Consider the following 20,665-nt stretch of genomic DNA (forward strand, 5'->3'; position numbering starts at 1 on the left):
CATGATTCGCAAAGAAGATAATCCCTGGAGTGATGCCATTGTTATGATTTGCACCAAGTGTGGCAAATCCATCTCAGGCATGAAAGAAGCGAATGTCGCTGAAAACCTAAAGATGTTTTACAAGAAAAGCCTTAAAGAAAGCGGCGACGGGAAAAAAATCCGTGTCGTGACTTCAAGCTGTCTGGATATTTGTGAAGATGAATTCCAGGCGATCACTGTGGCTTCAAACGATAAAACTGAAAGCTTCATCATGCATCCCGAAAAAGACCGGGATGCATTCCTGGAAATGTTGAAAAAGAAAATCTAAGGCGCTGGTAAGTTGAAGTAGAAAAAGAACGGGGAGGGGTTAAAGAGTGCCCCGGACGTCGTCAGGTTCATATTCAACATTGTATCCGTATAGGCATTGTTAACCTTGATATAGAATTTGTAGTCGTTTGGTGAATACGGATTGACTGTAAACATCGTGTTTTCCGGGTAGGCAGCGGAGCATGTCGGATCCGTATAAAGATGAACATTTCCGGCAGCACCTGCTGAAATCGTAAAGAACGACAACTGGACAGGGGCCGTAGCTGGAATTGGCATGTTATAGCTATCCAGATAAGTCAGCATCATATATGAACAAGTGTCGCGCAGAGGGGAGTTCGTAACTGCCATCGAAAGCGCATAGCTCGTTGCATTTACGCTGACTGAAACATTGTATGTAACCGCCGCCAATGAATTCGGTGTCATCGTAATCTGTGAAGATGCGTTTTGTCCTGTAGATGATTTTACATAGAATTTCTTAGACAACTCTCCTTGAGAGACAACTAAAGTGCTAACTGGGGAAGTACAGTATTCATCTGAATAGAACTGTAAGCCTGCCAGGGTATTTGAACTCGCAAAGCTAACGTCATAGTCTTTGTCGGCTGGAACTGCCGCCCAGTTGCTGTTGGCCATAGTAATGTTGTAAGCGTAACACTGACTGCGACTGATGCTTTGTGGTCCGCCGAAGGTCATTTTTGCAACGGTGTCGCTGCTGGAAAGGTCCACTCTTACAACATAAGACGGAATGTCATAGTTACTGTCGGATACAGTGTAATTAAGATTAATTTTCAAATGGGCAGTCGTAGCTGTTCCTGAATGAGCGTACTTTACATAAGTTTTTACCGTCGAAATGGATGACGAGAATAAAATAGAAGAGGTTTTTGCGCCCGTATTACAGTCACTCGCGGTAAAGAATTCAAGTTTTGAATCTGATGGCGCCATGGTTACTGTCAAGCTACCGGTTTCATTCGCAGAAGTTTTGTAGTAACTCATGCGCTGTAAGGTGATGGGTTGACATACATTCTTATAGATCGTGCCCGGCGCATCCAAAAGAGCGATAAAGCGACGGCTTGACGCCGGATCACGCAAAGTCACTGTTGTTGCAGGAGCGGCCTGAAGACCACCACTGCTAACTATTGGAGTAAAACCAATTGTGGAGTCAATAGGGGAAGCTGGCATGCGGGCATAGAAAGTGAGCATACCCAGTTTGGCTGGAAGCGAAAGGGTTGAAACTGGGAAAACTGCTGATGCGCAGTCGCTGCTGGTTTGATAGTAGGTGACCCCGGCATTTCCGGAATCCTGAACTGAAAACGACACCGCTGTCGTATTTGAGGTTTCATTTCCGTTAGCATCAAGAACGTAGGCATTAAACATTTCGCACTGGCTGGCGCCGGCGAAGTCACTCGGAAAGACCTTACGTAAAGCCAAATGAGTCGCAATGGAATTGCCACTGCCAGGAGGGCGATTATTGATGATCGATAGAGTGCGAGTGTCACCAAACCAAGTTTCGCCTTTGATCAGGATTTGCTCTACATCGTCATTGTCGTCGGTTGTGGTGATACCCCAAATGCTTAACAAATCTGCCGAAGTAAGAAAGATATCGAATACTCCATCGGAACAGTCGGAATCATTTACGATGCTACCCAATGAGGTGCCGGAAATATTAGGACTGACCGGAGGGGAGTGGAAAGAGTCTTCATCAAAGCCGATAAGTATCGGTCCCACGCGCGTATCACAGGAGCCGACTATTCGCACGTAACCTTGAGTTTCCATATCCTGATCAAACGGACTGGAGCTCGACAAAACAGGCGCAGCAAGCTTTCTGCCTAAAGTGGATACGGAGACCTGCGGGTCTTCACAGCCCGTAAAAAGCATGGCCGAAGCCAATAGTAGTAAAAGTGATTTTCCACTTACGTTCATCATGGAATACTCTTCGACAACCAAAGCTTTGGTCTTAAGACTTAGATTGAGAAACTTTCAGTTTGTAAGAAAGTTGCAAGAACTTCGTGTCGAAATGAGACGGTTCGGCGATTCATTCGGTGACGTTGCTTCACCGAGAGATTCTAAAGAAGTTGCGCTATCCAGAAAAGATGCGTCATTGTAGGTGGCCGGTGGGGCAGGGTTGTTCAAACTGAATACAAACAAGTTAATATTTATTCAGTGGCTCCGATAAGAGGGTATGACGCCGCAATCTATTGCTAACTGCAGTTCTTGTTCAAAAGAGTATCCCGTTTATGCAGACGAAATTTCATGGTGCCATCATTGTAATTGGAATCTAGAGGGTGAAAGAAGATTTGTTTATAAGGATGGCCCATTTAAGAACTTCCACCACGCTTTGGGAGTTAAGCTTTCGCAGCAGTTATTTGATGGACTTATGAAGAAAGAAATTACTCGTCCTCGAATGACGTTGGAAAAAGTACTTGTAATAGCCTTTGCCACTTTAATTCATTCAATAAGCTTACTTATTTTGGTTGCGGTTGCATTTTTGTATTCGAACATGCACTGGTTCATGGCTAGTTTTGTTGCCTTGCCCTTGGTGATGCTGGTCTGGACAACAATTCCTAAACCCAGAAAGCTCCCGAGCGGTATGGTCAAACGAGAAGAGTATCCAACACTTTATCAATTAGTCGATGATGTTGCAGACGCAATGAAGACGGGGCGCCCATATGCTTTGGTTTTGAATAACGAATTCAACGCCTATTATTCTGAATACGGTATTGGAAAGAACAAAAAGAAGGTTATTGGGTTGGGGCTCCCTCTGCTTTGCCAGCTATCAGATGAGGAAATAATCGCCGTTATTAGTCATGAAACGAGTCATGGTGCAAATGGTGATATTGCAAGATCAGTTTATGTTGGCCGAGCTCTGGATACGCTAGCCAACTTGTATTATGCGATGACACCACGGCATTTAAGCGAAGGAGATGCCGGTTTTAGTGGCGGAATTATAGCGACTTGGGTAGCAAATTTAATAGGATGGCTGTTTTCGCATATTCCATTAAATGCCTACAAAGTTCAGCTGAGGTTGCTATTCAGACAGCAACAGGAGGCGGAGTATTTGGCAGATACGCTGGCTGCGGAAGTTTGCGGTACATCTTCTATGCTTTCAGTTCTTGAGAAGTTTGAATCCCACTCTGACTTTCATGCTGCGATTGAGAAGGCAGCATATTCTACGGAGAAAAATGTAGACGTCATTGAGGTTGCAAAAGTATTGAACGCGAGACTCAGATCTGATCATGAAAAAGAGCGAATTAGACGAGTGGATCTTTTAAGGGGGTTGAGTTTAGATGCTACTCATCCACCTTCTGCCTACCGTCGTGAATACATTTCGAGAGTATCTTACTTGCCACAAGTAAGAATTAAGCCTGAGCAGTCTCAGTTATTAAGAAATGAACTAAATGTTTTGAGGGGGCAAATCTCTTATCAGTTGATTCAGGATTACTTAGATGGCGTCTCATAAAAATAAAACGCGCATCTAGGTCGAGATATTACTTTACTATTTACCCCAGCCCTTTTCACTCTCGATCTGTTCGCGAAGTTGGCGTTCGATACTTTCCGCAGGAACCACATTGCCACGGCCTACACCCGGGCAGAAGGCTTTAACATCTTTCGCCCATGATTTTGCATTCATCACTTCGGGCCAGAACGGCCATGTACGGCATTGTGTAGGGCGAGCTTCGTAAACTCCGCAGCCTTTGCCTTTCAGGAACATGCAATCCGTATTTTTTGGATCTTCCTTCAAATGCCAGATGCCGCCAGTTTTTTCGCAGTAACGGCGAGTGAAAGCGGAAGTACTGATTTTCAAATGTTTTGCAAAACGCTGACGGTCTTCAAGGTTTAGATAAACGAAGCCATACTCGCCGTGGGAGGTGCAGCATTTGCCGGAACCTGTACACTCAAAGCGCACGCCTTCGCGCCACCATTCTTTACCTGTAAATTTAAACTCTTCCATTAGTTTTGCTCCAAGTAAGGCTCCAGACGTGACTTCATCAACGCTGGGATTGCTGCTTTTTGTTTGGTTTTCATATCCAAAACGGAGTGCACCATCGTGACCACCGCATGAGTTTTATCGCCTTGGGTGAACACGTACTTCATTTTGAAAGAAGTTTCACCAAAACTAGCGACACTCACCGCAATGTCATAAGTTTCACCCGGGAAAAAAGGTGCCAGATAGTTCGCTTCGGAATGGCGAAGGGGAATCGCGTGGTCGGAACCGTGAAAATACTCTTTCCAGGTGTATCCAGCATCCACGATAAACTGCTCGAAGGCGTCGTGGGCGAACCCGTAAATATTCCCAAAAAACATGATTTTAGCGGGATCCGCTTCCCTGAAAGTCAGGGTCTTTTTCGTTCGGAAGGTTTTATTCATAATGATTGGAACTTTAAGACTGTTCTGCCCTTGACAGCAAGCGCGAATATCAGCATTTTGGGGCCTCATTAGGAGTCTCATTTGTCGCGCAATGTCATTGATCTGAAAGTCTATGATTCCAGGGATTTCCCTGCCTACCTACCAAAGCTGAATAAGCTTTACGATGACCTCTTTTCCGGGGGCAAAGGATTCCGCGCGAAATTGATTCGTATGATGGCTTCAAGCATTTCCCTGGATGGAAAATCCGAACACCTGTTGGCGCAAACAATCGAGTTCATCCACAACGCTTCGTTGTTGCATGATGATTTGATCGATCGCTCCCATCTTCGCCGCGGTAAAACGACCGCATGGTTGAAGTTCACGCCCGAGTACGCCGTCCTTGCGGGCGATTATCTTTTGGCGCGAGTGATGGTGAATCTTTCCGGTCACGGCAATATCAAACTTGTTCAATACACAGCTGAAATCATCTCGGACCTTTTGGAAGGCGAGTGGTTACAGGACTCTGTTGTTGGTGATTACTTCGTCACTCTTGAGCAATTGGATCGTATTCATAACTTGAAAACAGCATCCCTGTTCAAGTGGTGTATTCGCGCTCCTTTCATCGCACAAGAACGCTACGATTCCGAGCTTCATCAAATTCTTGAAGAGATGGGGACACTGCTAGGACAGTTGTTCCAGCGTTCTGACGATCTTTTGGATTATGATATCCGTAACGAAGAGGGTAAGGCGATTCTGGGTGACTTGAAATCCGGCTATCTGAATTCCTTCGGCGCCTACATGACGGCGGGTCGTACCCGTCAGGAAATCGATCAAATTGTAAAATCCAAAAATCTTGAATACTACTACGAAAGCGTTGGTGGCAAAGAAGCTTTCGACCAAAAAGTGCAGGCTTTCGACGAAATGAACAAAGGCCTGATCGCGATGTATGATCACCACTTGGAGCGCTTGAAAAAGCATTTGAAACCAGGCGAGGAAAAGTTGATCGATCAGCTTCGTCCATTGACGGAAATTCTTTACTGGAGAAGGAAGCCTTCTTCGTGAGCGAATTCGTCACGCTGAGCAAGAACTCTCCGCAGTTTGAATCCTATTTGCTGGGTACGTTTTCAAAAGATAAGCGTGCGTTGCCGGTTCAAACCTTGAATGTGAATTCAGCGGCAGAAACAGTCACTTTTAAAATTGTTCCGGTTAGTGCCTTGGAGTTTCCACCGCGTATAGTGCGCATTTTGAAAACAGTGAAAATTCGCAGTTTCTTGTTCATTCTGGTGCCGATGTTCCTGCTTTTGACCAAGAACATTGCAGACCAGACTTTGCGCGATCCTATCGCCACAGTGATTGCAACAATCGGTTTGATTTGCGCTTTCATCTCGGTGAACCTGCGAAACGATTATACAGATCACATCCGCGGCACCGATCGCATCCTCGAGCGCAGTGGCAGTCGCGCCATTCAAAATGGCTGGACGACCGCAGCTCATATTAAAAATCTTTCGACTTTTTTTCTTCTTGTGGCCTCATTGTTGTCTATACCGGTGATGATGACTTATCACGAAGTGGCGTATCTAGTGGTGGCGGCAGCGATCATTGGGTTGTGGGCGCAGTTTCAAAAACGTATTTCATTCAAGTACCAGGTTGGCGGCGAAATTTCATTGTTCCTGCTGTTTGGTCCACTTTTGACGGTAGCTTATCAGCTTTCAATGGGTGCGCCTTATGACGAAGAATCCCTGTGGATCGGCGTAGTTTGGGGATGGGCTGTTTTATTCGTAGTTCACTTACGTAACTTTATTAATATCATGCCAAGTTCCCAGGCGGGATTTCGCAATACTGTGAACTGGTTGGGTTTTGATCGCTCGCGCCGATTGATCGCGGGTTGGTGGATCGTATTTTTAGTTATCAATCTGTTCTATCACGCGGTCTACGCCGGTAAATATTGGGGCGTGTATGTCAGTGTGGCATTGGTGCTGCTGTCGTTTAGTTTCATCTCGAAACTTAAGGCACTTTCCAGTCCTGTAGGCGGTGATGTTCGTCAGGTCTTCAAATACGGTTTCACGTTGTTCTTATTCACTATCGGACTGTGGGTGTTTGAATGTCTTTGGTATCTGTTTCTGACCAGATAAAAAAAATCTGCGTCGTTGCAGATGAGGCCGGCCTTGTAAAGGGCCAGCACTGGGCGCAGTTTTTAAACTGTCCGTTAAATCCTGAGTCACTGGATCCTTATTATTTCCGCTTCAATGTTGAAGCCGGTCGTGTGTACGTGCGCGATCAGGACAAGCGCAAGCTGGAAATTGATTTCGATGAAAATCATCTGGATTACGAACGCAAAGGTCATCGCGGCAAGCAGGAGATCATTGCCAAAGCCCTGGGTGCAGCGAAGGGCTGCAAAAAGATATTGGATCTGTCCGTCGGAATGGGCATCGACAGTGTTTTCCTGACTCAGTTGGGATTTCAAGTCACGGGTGTCGAGCGTTCACCGGTTTTGTATGCGTTGCTTAGCGAAGCCTTCGAAAGAACCAACAAAGAATATTTAAAATCCTATCAACTTCATTTTGCCAACAGTCTGGATTTTTTGCGCGAGCAAAAAGGCAAAATTGAAATCGACTCTATTTATTTTGATCCGATGTATCCGCACAAAAAGAAGTCCTCCTTGCCAAAACAAGAGATGGTCGTCTTCCGTGATCTTGTGGGACACGATGATGACGCTGCCGAAGTTTTAAAAGAAGCTTTGAAGTGGCCTGTGCGACGTGTGGTCGTTAAAAGACCCATTCACGCTGAAGAACTATTGCCAGGCGTGATTCACTCTTTTGAAGGAAAGGTGGTTCGTTATGATTCTTATGTGGTTGGGTAGTTTTGTCCTGATGATGTTGGGTCTGACGATGTCGCAAAAAAATGCGGCACAGCTTTTTCAAGGATTTCAAAAGTCTTTTTTGGATAAGAATCTGGATCAGCCGAAGATGATTAAGATGTTCCAATATTGCCTTGATGTGGTTTTGTTGGAAGTGTCTCCGCAAAAATCCCTTTATGCGGGGATGGCGATCTATAATCTGCGCATTGCCGGTCTTCGTTCAAGCGCACTGGTGATGTGTCTTTCCACGCTGGGTGCGTGGTGGGTTGTATTATTGGGAATGTTATTTTTAAGCTTTAACGGCTCCTTCCTTTTGGGGCTTTGTGTGTTGGGATTGGTTTCCGTGGTGATGACGCCAAAGACCCGCACGCTGCTTAAGTGGATTTTGGGGGCTGGCATCTTTTTGGTCGGCGGGGAGTTGATGCTTAAGAACTCCAGCGTGCTGATCATGGCTTTGGGACAAAGTGATTTCGCATTCTTCCTGGCTGACGGGCGCATCCTGGCAGTGGTTTCCATTTTGTTAGCTGCAGTTATGATTAGTATTGTCGTGCGGGTGGAATTCTGGTCATTGGCGTTGGCCTTATCGCTGGTTTTTGTGAATGTGATCTCGATTAATGGTGCCATTGCTTTGCTTGCCGGTGAACGTATCGGGCGTATGTTGTTGTTCTGGTGGCACACTCGTTCCTTGAATCAGGATTGCCGACGGATTGGAATGCAATTCTCGTTGGTTTCTGTCGTTGGCGTCGTACTTGGATTGCTTCTGGCCGGTGAAGTTCGTGTCACGATGAACATGGGATACACGTCTGAGATAACGGCATATCAGGAGAAAAGCCTGCAGCTGATGATTCTGTTCATGATTATCCTGGGCGTGCAGTTTGTAGTACAAATGGTATGGGGTCACTTTGGGGGTAACTCGAAAGTGGACGAGTTGCAGGATGCAAAATACATTTCAAAGGTTTGGCTTTCAGAGGAGTTTGCCTCAGTCGGCGTCTTCACTTGGGCAAAATCCAAACTTCACAAACGTCTAAGCGAAGTCCGTTACCACTTGCAGGGCTTGGGTACACTTCAAGAGGGGCAAGTTCCCACCCACATTCAAGAACGTCTTAAAGAAGAGGAAAAACAGTTGGCTCACCTTGAAGCCCTGATGGTTTCCTCTTCGCAATAATCAACTTTTTGTTTCCAAAATAGGGCCGCTGTCTATATGTTGGCCACCTCATTCGGGGTTTAATCCACCTTCTTCATGGTCTGTGTGTTGCACACAGGCTTTGGATGTTGAAGAACCGAGTTTTATTATTCTGCTTACCCGGGAAGGAAACACTATGAAAAGTATTTTATTTGTACTTGTGACAGCATTATCCATGAACGCGATGGCAATCGAAATTACAACCACGGTGAAGCTAAGTCAGCATAATGCTGAAGAGTCTGAATATAATAAGATCATGGATGCAGCGGTTGATGATGCTGCAATGTTCATCGCAACAGACGGCGCAGTTGTTGGTTTGAACCTGACAAGAGCGATCGAAACAGCTCGTTACGTTAACAGAACGACGGCAACAGATATGGCGATTGCTGAAGCTATTCTGGAAAGAAAAAAGTAGTCCTTTAAAACAGGAAAACTATCTCTAAAGCCACCCTTTGGGTGGCTTTTATTTTGAGCTGGGCGAACAAAAATGGCTGCCCAAATGCGGCACCTGACCAAATCTCCAGCAATCTAAACACCTTAAAAGCGATTGGTTCTATTTGAGACTTAAGCCCTGTGGCAGGGAGTTTGTAGGTAGCAACCATATGGCTAAAAATCCTGTTTTCAAATATTTGATCGCTTTTTCCCTACCATTGCTAACAACGGTATCGGCCTCGGCTTTTGAATATCGGGTGGTAACGCCATTGTCGCCAGCGCAAAAGACTGCGGTGCAGGTTCTTTTAAAAGAAGCCGAACAAAAACTTCCGGAAACTTTGAAGTCAGCACTTAGCACTGTCGACATTCGATTTGCTAAACTTCCCTCTTTTGGTTTGCAGTCCGCATTGGGTGCCGCCAGCTATTCGCGCCGGGATTTAACCCTGGATAACAGCACTCTGGCAGAGATCGTTAAAGGCCCCAACAATTCCAAAAAGACCACGCGTACTCATGGAAATATGTATCGTGAAATTCTGGCGACGGTGTTGCACGAAACCACTCACCTGTATGATTTTGCCAATGTTCACAGTGATCAGGAAAAAGAGATGATCCGTCGCTGTGACACCAAATTTGCAAAGACCAAAGAAGAGCGCATTCAAAATGGTCCGCGCCCTTACGCTTGTAAGTACTATGAAAACATGACGACGTCTTTTTCCAAGAACCCTTACTTCCTGCAGGTTGCGGGCTGGGCGGGACAACCGGAAAATGGTTTGAATCAGCGCACTCCAGATACCTATGAAATGAAGAATCCCCAAGAGTACCTGTCTGTAAACATGGAGTACTTCTTATTGGATTCACAGTTTAAATGCCGCCGTCCAGGCATGTACAAAGTGCTTAGCAATCAGTTCAGACACGTTCCATTTCAGAATGTGGAATGCAATCGTGAATTGGGTTACGTCGTTCCGAATAATGGTGCCAGCCTGGCAGAAGTTTATTCTATTGATCCAGATCGCGTTTATCAGGTGCATTACCTTTTTGCGGAAAAAGGCAGCGAGCTTTCCTCTGGCTGGGGACATGCAATGATGCGTTTGATTGTGTGCTCGCCACAACGTAAATTCGTGGGCCCGGATTGCCTTCGCGATGTCGAACATCATCTGGTGCTAAGTCACCGTGCTTTCGTGGATTCCTTACAGCTGAATGCCTGGGCTGGTATTGTGGGTGATTATGACTCGCGTCTGTTCATCCTGCCGTTAAGTCAGGTTATTGACGAATATCCAAAAGGGCAGTTCCGTGCACTTCGTAGTTTGCCATTGGCATTCACTCGTCAGCAGATCCGTGATTTCATCACGCGCTCTGTGGAAATCCACTGGGAATACAACGGTAAGTATAAGTTCATCACCAATAATTGCGCGACCGAGACACTGGATCTGTTGCAATCCGTGTTGTTGTCACCAGTGATGATGAACACTGAAATTAAAACTCCCAAAGGCCTGTATGACGTCTTGTTGAAACAAGGCCTGGGTAATGAACGCGTGTTCGCTGATAAGAAATCAGCATTGGAGCTGGGTTACTATTTTGACTCCTATGAAGAACGCTATACAAAAACCTTTGCGATCATCCAGGACGCTGGTTTAACCAGTGCCAAGGATTTCAAGCAATGGATTGATTCGGCAGCAAACTACAGAAATGAAATCATTAAAAGAATTAATAAGTCGCAGCCTGATTATAAAAAAACAACGGCAGCACTTTTCGTTCTAGAGCTTGCGGCCCGCAGATCCGTTCAAAACTCGATCAACAATTCGATTGTTGAGTATTTGAAGGATGCAAGTTCGCCAGTGGCTGCAGACGATAAAAAGAAAGCGGCGGATAACTTCCTGAATCTATCCAGTATGTTTGCAAAACCCTCTGAATTTTTGCCGCGTGATCATGGATATGGTCTTCCGGGTGAAGATGAGTTGGCAATTGCAAAATCCAGAGTGGCCGAAAGTGCCGCGGCTGGGGATCAGACAGCCACTGAAACCCGCAAAATCGTGGATAAGTGGACTGACGGAGCTTTGTTAAAAGAAGTCGAAGTTAATAGCGAAAATATTAAATTGTTACAAGAACTGCTTCGTGCGAAGTAGGAAAGGGTGAACCCATGAAAAAAGCTGTACTAACAACAATCATTCTTCTGACTGGTGTCTCTGCAATGGCGCAATACTATCCGCCACCACCTCCTCCAGGCCCGGTTTACTATCCACCTCCACATGGCGGCGGCGGTTATCATCATGGCGGTCGTTCCAGCGAGGACGAAGCTATGTCAGCGATGAGTGCAGCAACGGGTGCAATGTTTCTTTCCCTTGCGAGCATCTGCTCTACGGGTCCAGGTTGCTACCATAAAGTAGTAAAACAGGCTCAAGAGGACGCCGTGATGAATAAAGTTGATGGAACTCGCACAGTTCTATTGATGCAAGCAGTGGAGTTGTTGCGCGAGCGCGCACCAGAAGGCAAAACTGAAGATCAACTGATCGATAGCATCATTGATTTCAAAGCTGCTCAATAGTCCCGGACCCGACTAAGGACCGAGTCAGGAATCACAGCCTGACTCGGCCGAAAAATCTATCTAATATAAGAGCGTTATGTCGAATGATCCCAACGCTCTAAAAGAACGCATTTCAGATTTAGAACATGAACTCGCTGTTAAAGAAGCCGAGGTTCATCGTTATCGCCTAGAGCTTGGAAAAGCCAATCAGGCACTTGAGAAAATGATCATGCAAATGAGCCAGGAATTGAAGATGGCTCAGACTCTGCAAAAAAAACTTTCCCCCACGGAGCTTCCCAACGTACAAGGTTTTGAATTCAGCACCAAGTTTTTGCCGGGCACACGTTCGGGCGGAGACTACTTCGATATCTTCGAACATGAAGATAAACTCAAGTTTGGCATTCTGATTTCTAGCGCGACGGGCTACTCGCTGTCGTCGATGCTCCTGTCGGTTATCATTAAAATTTCATCTCAGATGGAAGCGCGTCGCGGCCTTGAAGCCCACAAAGTAGTGGGTATATTGGCAAAAGACGTTGTTCCAAATATTACGAACGAAGATCGCGCGAATATCTTTTACGGTGTCGTCGATCGACGCAGTTATGAATTTCAGTATTGTTCGGTGGGTGATATAGATGGATTTCACCAGATCTATGGCAAGGAAGGACTTTCTGAGCTTGTGGCGACCGGACCGAGCCTTGGTAAGGATTTTAACACGGAGCCTCAAAGTCGCACAGTGCAACTGAATCCCCGTGATAGACTGATACTGGCGACTGAAGGTCTTAAAAACTCTCAAAACTCATTGGGAGTCGGCTGGGGCGGGCACAATTTGATGGAAGCCATATCAAAGGCACCACGTCAGGGTGTTCACGAGCTGCGTAACGAGATTCTGTATTTGAATCAACAGTACACCGGCAAAGAAGATCCCGTTCGAGATCAGACTCTGATCGTCACTGAGGTGAAGGATCGAGTGATCAAGCTTGCCAAGAACTAGCTGTTTTTATATTACTTATTTTATCTAATTCCACTGGAAAGGAACCCCCACAATGGCTGAAGTAAATATCTACGAAGGCGCCTTGGATAAAGGCTTAGAAGGCGTAGTAGCATGTACAACGAAAGTATCTTTTATCGTTGGCGACAATCTTAATTTCCGCGGTTACACAATCGACGATTTGGCTGCGAATTCCACATTCGAAGAAGTCACTTACCTTCTTTGGAATGACAAACTTCCAACAGCAGCTGAGCTTGAAAAATTCTCTAAAGAACTTCACGCTGAAATGCCTCTTTCTCCAGAACTTATCAAAGTTCTAAAAGGTATCCCAACTGACGTTCACCCAATGGGTTGGTTGCGTACGGCTGTTTCTTTGATGGCTCACTACGATAAAGACGCTAACGACATGAGCGAAGCTGCAAATCTTCGTAAGTCCGTTCGTTTGACTGCGAAAATGGGAACTCTTCTTTGTGCATTCGATGCAATCCGCAAAGGTAAAGAACCTGTAGCTCCAAAAACTGACAAGTCTATGGCTTGGAACATGATGTACATGTTGGCGGGTGGTAAAGAGCCTAATGCTGAACACGTAAAAGTAATGGACACTTGCTTGATCCTTCACGCTGACCATGAGTTGAACTGCTCTGCATTCGCAACGCGTGTAACGGCTTCTTCATTGTCTGATCTTCACTCTGCAATCGTTTCTGCAATTGGCGCCCTAAAAGGTCCTTTGCACGGTGGTGCGAATGAGCAAGTTATCCTAATGCTACAAAAAATCGGCACAATGGATAAGGCTCAGCAATTCGTTAAAGACGCTCTTCAAGCGAAAGAAAAAGTTATGGGTATCGGTCACCGCGTTTACAAAAACGGCGACCCACGTGCTCGTATCCTTCGCACTATGTCTGAAAAATTGACTAAAGCGGCTGGCATGGAGACTATGTATCAAATGTCGACTTTGATCGACGATACTATGTTCAATGAAAAAGGCTTGATGCCGAACGTGGATTTCTATTCTGCGACTGTGTACTTCTCAATGGGTATCCCAACTGATTTGTTCACTCCGATCTTCGCCGCTTCCCGTATCTCTGGCTGGTGTGCACATGCATTCGAGCAATACGCGAACAACCGTATCTACCGTCCTCGTGGTAAATGGGCTGGCAAAGAAGGTTTGACTTGGAAACCTGCTAACCAAAGATAGTTTTAAAAAAGGGAGTCGCAAGACTCCCTTTTTTTGTGTCTTTACATGCTTCACGTTTAGATTTCGAAATATTCTGGGCCACAGACTTGGCCAAGCCTAACAATCCGCTCCTTGCGATACGAATATAGAGGTAGAGCAAGGAGAAGCCATGAAAATACACTGGAGAATCTTTCTCGGTTCGTTTATCGCTTTGGGCCTGAATGCCACTCAACCCGCCGACGCTCAATACAGTAGCGAACTGCTATTTCAGGAATTGGAATTCGAAGTCAATCCCTCTGATTACGTCCCCCTATTTAGCAACATGACCGTGGATGACTTGCGTGCAGCGATTCTGAAGTCGTGGATTCATGGTGTCAATCCGGTTTACTATTGGCGACCTGAGATGGAAAAAGCTTATCAAGACGGCGGAGCTTCCGCACCGGGATTGAAAGCCAAAGCTGATAGCTATTTTCTGCGCTTACTGCAGGATGTATCGATCGGCAGCGTGAATCCTGTCGATGTTGGCAATGATATCAAGTTCGTGAAAAAGAAATTTATTTCAACACGATACTTACAAATGCTGGTGAATGCCAGTGGCAATCGCCCAGATTTGATCATGGATAGCCTGGCTCCACAAAATCCTCCGTATAATTCCTTGAAAGCCGCGATGGCAAAGGTGTATCCGGCTTGTTCCGATGGAACCTGGGCGCCGCTAAAGCCCCTGAAAAAACCGTTGAAGTTGAATGCCAAGAATCCGACCGTGGTGGATATCAAAAAACGTTTAAGTCTTTTGGGTTATCCCATTGTTAATTTCGATGAAACCTTCGACAAAGAGTCAGTCCTTGCGGTTAATGATATTCAATGGAATCTCCATTGGCGTCCTGATGGAGTTCTATCCCCTGGCGGGCGCACCTGGAAGTTCTTAAGTGTCTCGTGTAAGGATCGAACCCGCCAAATGCAGGCAGATATGGAAAAGCTTCGCTGGTTCCCACAAACTTTTCCGGATCGATATATTTTCGTGAATACTGCGATGACTTACTTCGGCCTGGTCGATCGAACACAGCCTGAACGCTTTACCATGGCATTCAGATCCATCAGCGGCCGTCCCGAAAGAAAAACACCGACGATGGCAGATTCAGTGGTTCGTGTGATCCTAAATCCGTTCTGGGTTGTGCCGCCGACCATATTCATCGAAGACAAAGTTGAAGAAATCAAAAAGCTAAGTCATTGGGAAATCAACCGGTACTTTGATTCGCACAATTACGAAGTGTGGAACAAAGAATTCACTAAACGTCTGGATCCCGCTTCCATAGACTGGTGGTCTATTGGTGCCGGCGCAGATGCAAATATTTATATTCGTCAAAAGCCACATCTGGGAAATGCCCTGGGAATTGTGAAATTCGAACTGACCAATTCCTACTCGATTTATCTGCACGATACCAATCAGCGTGAGTTGTTTGCACAAGCCAATCGTCAGTTAAGTTCGGGTTGTATGCGTTTGGAAAAACCCTTGGAACTTGCAGAATATCTTCTGCGGGGAACGCAGTGGGACAGGCAGGCCATCGAAAATACCGTAGCAAAACCCGGGCAGGTGATGACTAAAGATACAAAAATTCCTATTCCGGAGCCTTTAGCGGTTTACGTTGGATTCATAACGTCACAGATGTTTGCGGATCGGGTGATTCGATTTGCCGATGACTCTTATGAACAGAATTCAAAAGTTCTGTCTCTGATGCGAGCGCCTTTCTAAGGGCGCTCTGAAATTCTGACTACTTGCTGTGGGAACGAATGACGATCGTTGGGATTGAATTCAATTTGATAGTGTCGCGGGCAGTGCTGCCCAGAAAAGCCTTCACAAAGGCACTGCGACCGTGGGTTCCCATCACCAGGTATTGATATCCACCTTTCGCGGTTTCAGCAAGAATGGCGGCCTGTGAGCTGGGTTTGTTGTCGTCAATTTTGAAAGAGCACTTCACGCCGTCCACTTTGAACAACTTCACTTTTTTCTGAAGGGCCTCTTTGGATTTTGCACTTAAGGTGTTGATCGTATTTTGATCAATTAAATTGGTTCCAGACATCGCAGCATACTGGTCGGCGATTCTTAGTGTCTCGGCAGAAGAATAAAGTAAAACGACCTCAGCTTTCAATTGCTTTGCCAGTTTCTTCGCGTAAGCCTCTGAGCGACGACTGTTCGTTGTCAGGTCCGTGGCCACCAGAATTCTGCCTTTCCCAGAGGGAGCTTTAGTAACTTTCGGTCCCACAACCATCACCGGTACGATAGCATTTCTGACAATTTCTTCGGCAACACTGCCCAGGAAGAATCTTTCCAGTCCTTTTTTTCCCTGGCTGCCCAATACGATCATACCCGGAGCCGGCGCTGTGGTTTCCAGACGAAAGATTTCATCCACGGGATTACCGTATGCTTCAACGATCTGAATTTTGGGATTGTTGTGGCGGGCTTGATCTAGCGTTTTGCGAATTTTTTCGCGGTCCGAGGCCTTCAATGTGATATCAATGGGATTCTGCACATACAGAAGTTTGATCGGTGCATTGACCTGTTCGGCCAGGGAAATTCCGCATTGTCTTACAAGGTCGGAGCGTTTTCTTGCGCCAGGAGTTAGATCCAATACGTCGTCGGCAATTAACATATACTTGCTCGCCATAAATACCTCCGCTCATTATTGTACTCCTTGTCAGAAATGAATGTCATTGCCTGAATTTTGTCTCACTTCTATACTTTGGGACGAAAGAAAAGGGGAGCGCATGGCTTCAATATTTACGAAAATCATCAGTGGTGAATTGCCTTGTTATAAGATCTATGAGGACGATAAAATTCTGTCTTTCTTGGCATTGGATCAGGTGAATCTGGGTCACACATTGGTAATTAGCAAAGAAGAAATTAATCATTGGACCGAAGTTCCACCCGAGACGTATGCGCATTTGCACAAAGTCTCTCAAAAAATCGGGAAAGCGATTTTGAAGGCATCGGGATCACCGCGAGTGGGGCAGATGGTGGCAGGATTTGAAGTTCCGCATTATCACCTTCACCTGATTCCGGCTTGGTCTATTCCTGATTTGGATTTCAAAAAAGCGCAGCGTCGCTCGGATGCTGAAATGAAGCAAATCCAACAGGAAATCATCAAACATTTGGGGTAGTATGAAAGACGGAAAGCATCCGGTCAGTGGTGCTATTTATAAGCACTACAAAGGTAAATTCTATCGGGTTATCGGAGTGGGAAAGCATTCTGAAACTTTGGAAGACATTGTTTTATATGAATGCCTATATGAAAATTCTTTGGGGCGCCTGTGGGCAAGACCTTTGGAGTTGTGGTCGACTCCGATTGAAGTCGATGGAAAAACAGTTCCCAGATTTGAATTTCAGTATGAATAAAAAAAATCCCCGCTGTTAAAGACGGGGATTTTGCTTTTGAAATACTTTTGAATAACTATTCAGGGATTTGGCAGGTTACTTCAAGAAGAATGTCTCTTCTCCAGATCGTGTTCACCACGGAATCACCGGCTTTTACCAAGGTAGCGTCAGCGTAATAACGACCCTCGCCAGCAATATCAAAAATTTCCAGGGAAACTCGGCTGCCATCGTTATTGCGAATACGGAAGCTGTAGCCATCAATGTCTCCGATTTTACCGTAGCCATTTAGTGTGGGCTTGATAACAGTTTCCAAAACTGGGTCATTGTTTTCAGTCACAGTGCAGGACACTTTCAAGTCTGTTGCTTTAGCGGATGTGCCCACCAGGATCAACAAAGCTGCCGTAATGAGTGTTTTCATAGTTCCTCCTTGAACATACTAAATTCGCAAATCTCCGACTCCGCCGGAGTGGTCTGTCATTCTTACAAGGGGCTTTCTTTTCTTCTCAACTCATTATCAGTTGGCAGTCAGATCAGGTCATTTTGGGTGACAAAATTGACGTTTATTAAGGTCACCTATATGACTCCGCAAGCCCTTTCAAATATCTTTGCAGGCCTTCGCCTCAGAGAGAACAGATTAAAAGGGCCCAGCATTCGTTCCGGTCGTTGCTCCAGTTTGAATTCCTAATTGAATTCGACTGGACGTTCGGGCCAGTCACTCAGCAGGAGAAGAAATGAAGAACCTAAAGTTAATGATCACTGCCATCGCTTTCGTTGTTGGTGGACAGGTTTTCGCTGCAAGTAACCAGGAAATTATCAGCCATGTTTCATATAACGTGATTGCAGCCACTTATGTGGAGTTTGCTCACTCGACGGTTTCCCTTAAACAAGCCGTTGATATTTTCGTTCAAACCCCTAACGAATCCACTTTGGCTCAAGTTCAAGCCGCATGGCGCGGGGCACGTATGCCTTGGGAATCTTCTGAAGCATTTTTGTTCGGTCCTGTTGACTCTCTGGGTATTGATCCGATGTTGGACACGTGGCCTTTGAACAGACAGGACTTGGATTCTGTTCTGGCTTCAAGCTCTCCAATCACTACTGACATGATCCGCGGCTTGGGAACTAACCTTCAGGGTTTTCATACTTTGGAATATCTTTTGTTCGGTGACGGCGTGCATACCAACTCACGTCCTTTGTCGCAATTCACTCAAAGACATTTCGAATACCTTCAAGCGGCAGCGCAATTGGAAATGGAATATGCCGTTGCTTTGGCAAATTCCTGGACGACTCATTATAATCCTGAAGACGCTTCCACTCCGGGTTATGCCGTGATCTTCGCACAACCGGGTGTCAGCAATCCATTCTACACTTCGGATGCAGCCGTTATGGAAGAGCTGGTAAATGGAATGATCGCGATCGCTGACGAAGTTGCGAACGCAAAAATCGCTGAACCAATGGGGGCAGATATTAATTCTGCGAATTCCGGCTTGATTGAATCGCCATTTTCCTGGAACTCTTTGAATGACTATACATTCAATATTCGTTCTATCTACTCCGTGTATACGGGTACTTATAGAACATCTAAAGGCCCTGGTGTAAAAGCTATGGTTGAACGCCACAATCCACAGCTTTCTCAACAAATCGAGCAGCATATTCTGGCATGCATGCAGTTGATTCAGGCAATCCGCCCAGCGGGCGGCGGTGACTTGGGTCAGGCGATTCTGACTGTTGATGGTCGTCAGCGCGCAACTCAGGCGATGCAAGCTTTGAATCAGCTTCAGAATGTATTGCAGTCTCAAGTGTTGCCGTTGGTGGATAAGAACTAACATGAAGGCAGCCATATTTACTTTTGCAATTACGATTTTACTTTCAGGTGCCGTTCATGCGGCTCCCGCTGTTGAAATGGATTATGTAAATGCTGTGATGTCGGGTGGTGAAACCACTGTGATTTTCAAGCGGGAATCCGTTCAGGCTTTCCGCAATCCCGCTGCCAATTTGTCCGAAGAAGAAATCCGTCGCCATTTCACAGGTGATGCTCTTTTTGAAAGAAACTTTTCTGATGATCCTGCTCGTGCGGATCACGGATTGGGCCCTGTTTTTAACAATACGAATTGTAACGCCTGCCACGCCAAAGATGGTCGCGGCGCGCTTCCAGTTCTTCCGATTGGTCAGGAAAAGGTTTTGCTTCGTCAGAACGAGGCTGTTTTCTTACGTATCAGTATTGAATCAGCTATCAAACCGGCGAAGTCTGCTGCCAACAATTGGGGCGCACCAACACCGGTTCCGGGATTTTCTGATCAATTGTTCCACTTGGGATCTATGGGTGTACGTCCTGATTTGCAAGGTGCCGGTCAGGCACAAGTTTGGATGAGTTACGAACAATCCAGTTTCACCTATGCGGATGGCACTGTTGTAAGTTTGCGTAAACCGATCTTCACCGTGACTGCACCTTACGATGAGTACTTTGATTCCGTGACGGGACTGACACGATCTCGCTTGTTTGAAAAAGACGTAAAGATGGGGCCTCGCATGGGAACCCCGATGATTGGTTTGGGATTGCTGGAAGCAATCAAGGAATCCGACATTCGCGAACTGGCTTCCCGTGATTTATCTGCTGAAGGCGTGCGCGGTCAGGTCAACATGGTTTTTGATATTGAAAAATCTATGAGAGGTGATGCGTTCCCGATTTCCTTGGGAAGATTTGGTTTGAAAAACAATACTCCGTCTGTCTTTCATCAGTCATTAGGCGCGCTTCGCGGTGACATCGGTGTCACCAACTATGCATTCCCTCAGGAAAGCATTGCAGGCACTCCACTTTACGATAAGTTTATGGCGACCCGTCCTCCATTGGCAGAGCCTCAGGCTTCTAAGGAAATGGCTGACGATCTGGTTTTCTATTCGCAAACTTTGGCAGTTCCTTCACGTCGTAATGTCGACAATCCTGAAGTCATTCGCGGCGCGCGTTTGTTTAATCAAACCAGCTGCACCAGTTGTCACCAACCTAGTTTTGTAACGGGACCTCACGCGATTTCCGCATTTGCGAATCAAAAGATCTATCCGTTCACAGATATGCTTTTGCATGACATGGGACCGGGATTGGCGGATGGACGTCAGGATTTTGATGCCAATGGCAGTCAGTGGAAAACTCGTCCGCTTTGGGGGATTGGTCAAACTCAGACAATCAATCCGCGCGCGGGGTTCCTGCATGACGGACGTGCCCGTACTTTGGAAGAAGCGATTTTGTGGCACGGTGGGGAAGCGGAGTATTCAAAAAACAAATTTACTCGTCTTTCCAAAGAAGAGCGTACCGCTTTGATTCAGTTCCTTCGATCTCTTTAATCAAGACTTCAATACAGTGGAATTTTGATCTCCCTTTCGGTTACTATAGATGAAAGCCTCTATTGGGGCTGGGAAGGGGGTGGTCTTATGGTTAAAACATGTGACATAACCAAGGCGGAGGTGGCGGCTTCTTAGCCGACTCGACCTTCGCCGAGGA

General features: G+C 46.0%; 21 protein-coding genes. 16 read left to right on the forward strand and 5 right to left on the reverse strand.

Annotated elements, in window-relative coordinates; genetic code table 11:
* Position 1 precedes the first annotated feature (1 nt).
* On the forward strand, positions 2 to 307 hold the full coding sequence (locus tag ACLVWU_RS02350) for a (2Fe-2S) ferredoxin domain-containing protein (RefSeq protein WP_413576928.1): 306 nt from the start codon (positions 2 to 4) through the stop codon (positions 305 to 307).
* Here the strand turns inward: ACLVWU_RS02350 and ACLVWU_RS02355 are convergent.
* Positions 304 to 2,226 (reverse strand): hypothetical protein, encoded by a 1,923-nt coding sequence (locus ACLVWU_RS02355; RefSeq protein ID WP_413576930.1) that lies wholly within the window; start codon positions 2,224 to 2,226, stop codon positions 304 to 306. The genes ACLVWU_RS02350 and ACLVWU_RS02355 overlap by 4 nt on opposite strands.
* A 256-nt stretch (positions 2,227 to 2,482) precedes the next feature.
* On the opposite strand from ACLVWU_RS02355, the gene ACLVWU_RS02360 reads away from it, so the two are divergent.
* A complete protein-coding gene (locus ACLVWU_RS02360; RefSeq protein ID WP_413576931.1) occupies positions 2,483 to 3,760 on the forward strand; it encodes a M48 family metallopeptidase in 1,278 nt (425 codons plus the stop codon).
* Between the two features lie 36 nt (positions 3,761 to 3,796).
* Here ACLVWU_RS02360 and ACLVWU_RS02365 read toward each other — a convergent pair whose 3' ends face one another.
* Positions 3,797 to 4,252, reverse strand: a complete 456-nt coding sequence (locus ACLVWU_RS02365; RefSeq protein WP_413576932.1) for a YkgJ family cysteine cluster protein — start codon at positions 4,250 to 4,252, stop codon at positions 3,797 to 3,799.
* Positions 4,252 to 4,737: an acyl-CoA thioesterase gene (locus ACLVWU_RS02370; RefSeq protein WP_413576934.1), complete on the reverse strand. Its 486-nt coding sequence runs from the start codon at positions 4,735 to 4,737 to the stop codon at positions 4,252 to 4,254. The genes ACLVWU_RS02365 and ACLVWU_RS02370 overlap by 1 nt, the downstream gene beginning before the upstream one ends.
* A 12-nt stretch (positions 4,738 to 4,749) precedes the next feature.
* Between ACLVWU_RS02370 and ACLVWU_RS02375 the strand changes: the two genes are divergently transcribed.
* The 10 genes from ACLVWU_RS02375 to ACLVWU_RS02420 all read left to right on the forward strand — a co-directional run bounded on the left by ACLVWU_RS02375 (position 4,750) and on the right by ACLVWU_RS02420 (position 15,552).
* On the forward strand, positions 4,750 to 5,709 hold the full coding sequence (locus tag ACLVWU_RS02375; RefSeq protein ID WP_413576935.1) for a polyprenyl synthetase family protein: 960 nt from the start codon (positions 4,750 to 4,752) through the stop codon (positions 5,707 to 5,709).
* Positions 5,706 to 6,779, forward strand: coding sequence for a prenyltransferase (locus ACLVWU_RS02380; protein ID WP_413576937.1), 1,074 nt, complete (start codon positions 5,706 to 5,708; stop codon positions 6,777 to 6,779). The genes ACLVWU_RS02375 and ACLVWU_RS02380 overlap by 4 nt, the downstream gene beginning before the upstream one ends.
* Entirely contained in the window at positions 6,749 to 7,507 is a 759-nt protein-coding gene (locus tag ACLVWU_RS02385; RefSeq protein ID WP_413576939.1) for a class I SAM-dependent methyltransferase, read from the forward strand. Before ACLVWU_RS02380 ends, ACLVWU_RS02385 begins: the two co-directional genes overlap by 31 nt.
* Positions 7,485 to 8,669, forward strand: a complete 1,185-nt coding sequence (locus ACLVWU_RS02390) for a hypothetical protein (protein WP_413576940.1) — start codon at positions 7,485 to 7,487, stop codon at positions 8,667 to 8,669. Before ACLVWU_RS02385 ends, ACLVWU_RS02390 begins: the two co-directional genes overlap by 23 nt.
* A 154-nt stretch (positions 8,670 to 8,823) precedes the next feature.
* Positions 8,824 to 9,102, forward strand: coding sequence for a DUF2388 domain-containing protein (locus ACLVWU_RS02395; protein WP_413576942.1), 279 nt, complete (start codon positions 8,824 to 8,826; stop codon positions 9,100 to 9,102).
* Between the two features lie 187 nt (positions 9,103 to 9,289).
* The gene (locus ACLVWU_RS02400; protein WP_413576943.1) at positions 9,290 to 11,242 is read left to right on the forward strand and encodes a DUF4105 domain-containing protein; all 1,953 of its coding nucleotides are present in this window, start codon (positions 9,290 to 9,292) and stop codon (positions 11,240 to 11,242) included.
* A gap of 14 nt (positions 11,243 to 11,256) precedes the next feature.
* A complete protein-coding gene (locus ACLVWU_RS02405; RefSeq protein WP_413576945.1) occupies positions 11,257 to 11,661 on the forward strand; it encodes a hypothetical protein in 405 nt (134 codons plus the stop codon).
* Positions 11,662 to 11,737: 76 nt separating this feature from the next.
* Complete coding sequence (locus ACLVWU_RS02410; RefSeq protein ID WP_413576946.1) at positions 11,738 to 12,631, forward strand: PP2C family protein-serine/threonine phosphatase; 894 nt, start codon at positions 11,738 to 11,740, stop codon at positions 12,629 to 12,631.
* A 52-nt stretch (positions 12,632 to 12,683) separates the two neighbouring features.
* On the forward strand, positions 12,684 to 13,823 hold the full coding sequence (locus ACLVWU_RS02415; protein ID WP_413576947.1) for a citrate synthase: 1,140 nt from the start codon (positions 12,684 to 12,686) through the stop codon (positions 13,821 to 13,823).
* A 148-nt stretch (positions 13,824 to 13,971) separates the two neighbouring features.
* Entirely contained in the window at positions 13,972 to 15,552 is a 1,581-nt protein-coding gene (locus ACLVWU_RS02420; RefSeq protein WP_413576949.1) for a L,D-transpeptidase family protein, read from the forward strand.
* 19 nt (positions 15,553 to 15,571) lie between these two features.
* Here ACLVWU_RS02420 and ACLVWU_RS02425 read toward each other — a convergent pair whose 3' ends face one another.
* Positions 15,572 to 16,465 carry a universal stress protein gene (locus ACLVWU_RS02425; RefSeq protein WP_413576950.1) on the reverse strand — a complete coding sequence of 298 codons (894 nt, stop codon included), beginning with the start codon at positions 16,463 to 16,465 and terminating at the stop codon, positions 15,572 to 15,574.
* A gap of 100 nt (positions 16,466 to 16,565) precedes the next feature.
* Between ACLVWU_RS02425 and ACLVWU_RS02430 the strand changes: the two genes are divergently transcribed.
* The gene (locus ACLVWU_RS02430) at positions 16,566 to 16,958 is read left to right on the forward strand and encodes an HIT family protein (protein WP_413576952.1); all 393 of its coding nucleotides are present in this window, start codon (positions 16,566 to 16,568) and stop codon (positions 16,956 to 16,958) included.
* A gap of 1 nt (position 16,959) precedes the next feature.
* On the forward strand, positions 16,960 to 17,193 hold the full coding sequence (locus tag ACLVWU_RS02435; RefSeq protein ID WP_413576953.1) for a DUF1653 domain-containing protein: 234 nt from the start codon (positions 16,960 to 16,962) through the stop codon (positions 17,191 to 17,193).
* 55 nt (positions 17,194 to 17,248) lie between these two features.
* Here ACLVWU_RS02435 and ACLVWU_RS02440 read toward each other — a convergent pair whose 3' ends face one another.
* Positions 17,249 to 17,590, reverse strand: coding sequence for a hypothetical protein (locus ACLVWU_RS02440; protein ID WP_413576954.1), 342 nt, complete (start codon positions 17,588 to 17,590; stop codon positions 17,249 to 17,251).
* A gap of 313 nt (positions 17,591 to 17,903) precedes the next feature.
* On the opposite strand from ACLVWU_RS02440, the gene ACLVWU_RS02445 reads away from it, so the two are divergent.
* Positions 17,904 to 18,995 (forward strand): imelysin family protein, encoded by a 1,092-nt coding sequence (locus tag ACLVWU_RS02445; protein ID WP_413576955.1) that lies wholly within the window; start codon positions 17,904 to 17,906, stop codon positions 18,993 to 18,995.
* A gap of 1 nt (position 18,996) precedes the next feature.
* On the forward strand, positions 18,997 to 20,508 hold the full coding sequence (locus ACLVWU_RS02450) for a di-heme oxidoredictase family protein (protein WP_413576957.1): 1,512 nt from the start codon (positions 18,997 to 18,999) through the stop codon (positions 20,506 to 20,508).
* The last annotated feature ends 157 nt before the right edge of the window (positions 20,509 to 20,665 follow it).

The sequence above is a fragment of the Bdellovibrio sp. HCB290 genome (genome assembly GCF_047305925.1).
Lineage (GTDB): Bacteria > Bdellovibrionota > Bdellovibrionia > Bdellovibrionales > Bdellovibrionaceae > Bdellovibrio.

Excerpts from the sequence above, each read along its gene's own strand:
- ACLVWU_RS02350 (WP_413576928.1), top strand. The coding sequence starts at position 2 with ATGATTCGCAAAGAAGATAATCCCTGGAGTGATGCCATTGTTATGATT.
- ACLVWU_RS02355 (WP_413576930.1), bottom strand. The coding sequence starts at position 2,226 with ATGATGAACGTAAGTGGAAAATCACTTTTACTACTATTGGCTTCGGCC.
- ACLVWU_RS02360 (WP_413576931.1), top strand. The coding sequence starts at position 2,483 with ATGACGCCGCAATCTATTGCTAACTGCAGTTCTTGTTCAAAAGAGTAT.
- ACLVWU_RS02365 (WP_413576932.1), bottom strand. The coding sequence starts at position 4,252 with ATGGAAGAGTTTAAATTTACAGGTAAAGAATGGTGGCGCGAAGGCGTG.
- ACLVWU_RS02370 (WP_413576934.1), bottom strand. The coding sequence starts at position 4,737 with ATGAGGCCCCAAAATGCTGATATTCGCGCTTGCTGTCAAGGGCAGAAC.
- ACLVWU_RS02385 (WP_413576939.1), top strand. The coding sequence starts at position 6,749 with ATGTCTTTGGTATCTGTTTCTGACCAGATAAAAAAAATCTGCGTCGTT.
- ACLVWU_RS02390 (WP_413576940.1), top strand. The coding sequence starts at position 7,485 with ATGATTCTTATGTGGTTGGGTAGTTTTGTCCTGATGATGTTGGGTCTG.
- ACLVWU_RS02395 (WP_413576942.1), top strand. The coding sequence starts at position 8,824 with ATGAAAAGTATTTTATTTGTACTTGTGACAGCATTATCCATGAACGCG.
- ACLVWU_RS02400 (WP_413576943.1), top strand. The coding sequence starts at position 9,290 with ATGGCTAAAAATCCTGTTTTCAAATATTTGATCGCTTTTTCCCTACCA.
- ACLVWU_RS02405 (WP_413576945.1), top strand. The coding sequence starts at position 11,257 with ATGAAAAAAGCTGTACTAACAACAATCATTCTTCTGACTGGTGTCTCT.
- ACLVWU_RS02410 (WP_413576946.1), top strand. The coding sequence starts at position 11,738 with ATGTCGAATGATCCCAACGCTCTAAAAGAACGCATTTCAGATTTAGAA.
- ACLVWU_RS02415 (WP_413576947.1), top strand. The coding sequence starts at position 12,684 with ATGGCTGAAGTAAATATCTACGAAGGCGCCTTGGATAAAGGCTTAGAA.
- ACLVWU_RS02420 (WP_413576949.1), top strand. The coding sequence starts at position 13,972 with ATGAAAATACACTGGAGAATCTTTCTCGGTTCGTTTATCGCTTTGGGC.
- ACLVWU_RS02425 (WP_413576950.1), bottom strand. The coding sequence starts at position 16,465 with ATGGCGAGCAAGTATATGTTAATTGCCGACGACGTATTGGATCTAACT.
- ACLVWU_RS02430 (WP_413576952.1), top strand. The coding sequence starts at position 16,566 with ATGGCTTCAATATTTACGAAAATCATCAGTGGTGAATTGCCTTGTTAT.
- ACLVWU_RS02435 (WP_413576953.1), top strand. The coding sequence starts at position 16,960 with ATGAAAGACGGAAAGCATCCGGTCAGTGGTGCTATTTATAAGCACTAC.
- ACLVWU_RS02440 (WP_413576954.1), bottom strand. The coding sequence starts at position 17,590 with ATGAAAACACTCATTACGGCAGCTTTGTTGATCCTGGTGGGCACATCC.
- ACLVWU_RS02445 (WP_413576955.1), top strand. The coding sequence starts at position 17,904 with ATGAAGAACCTAAAGTTAATGATCACTGCCATCGCTTTCGTTGTTGGT.
- ACLVWU_RS02450 (WP_413576957.1), top strand. The coding sequence starts at position 18,997 with ATGAAGGCAGCCATATTTACTTTTGCAATTACGATTTTACTTTCAGGT.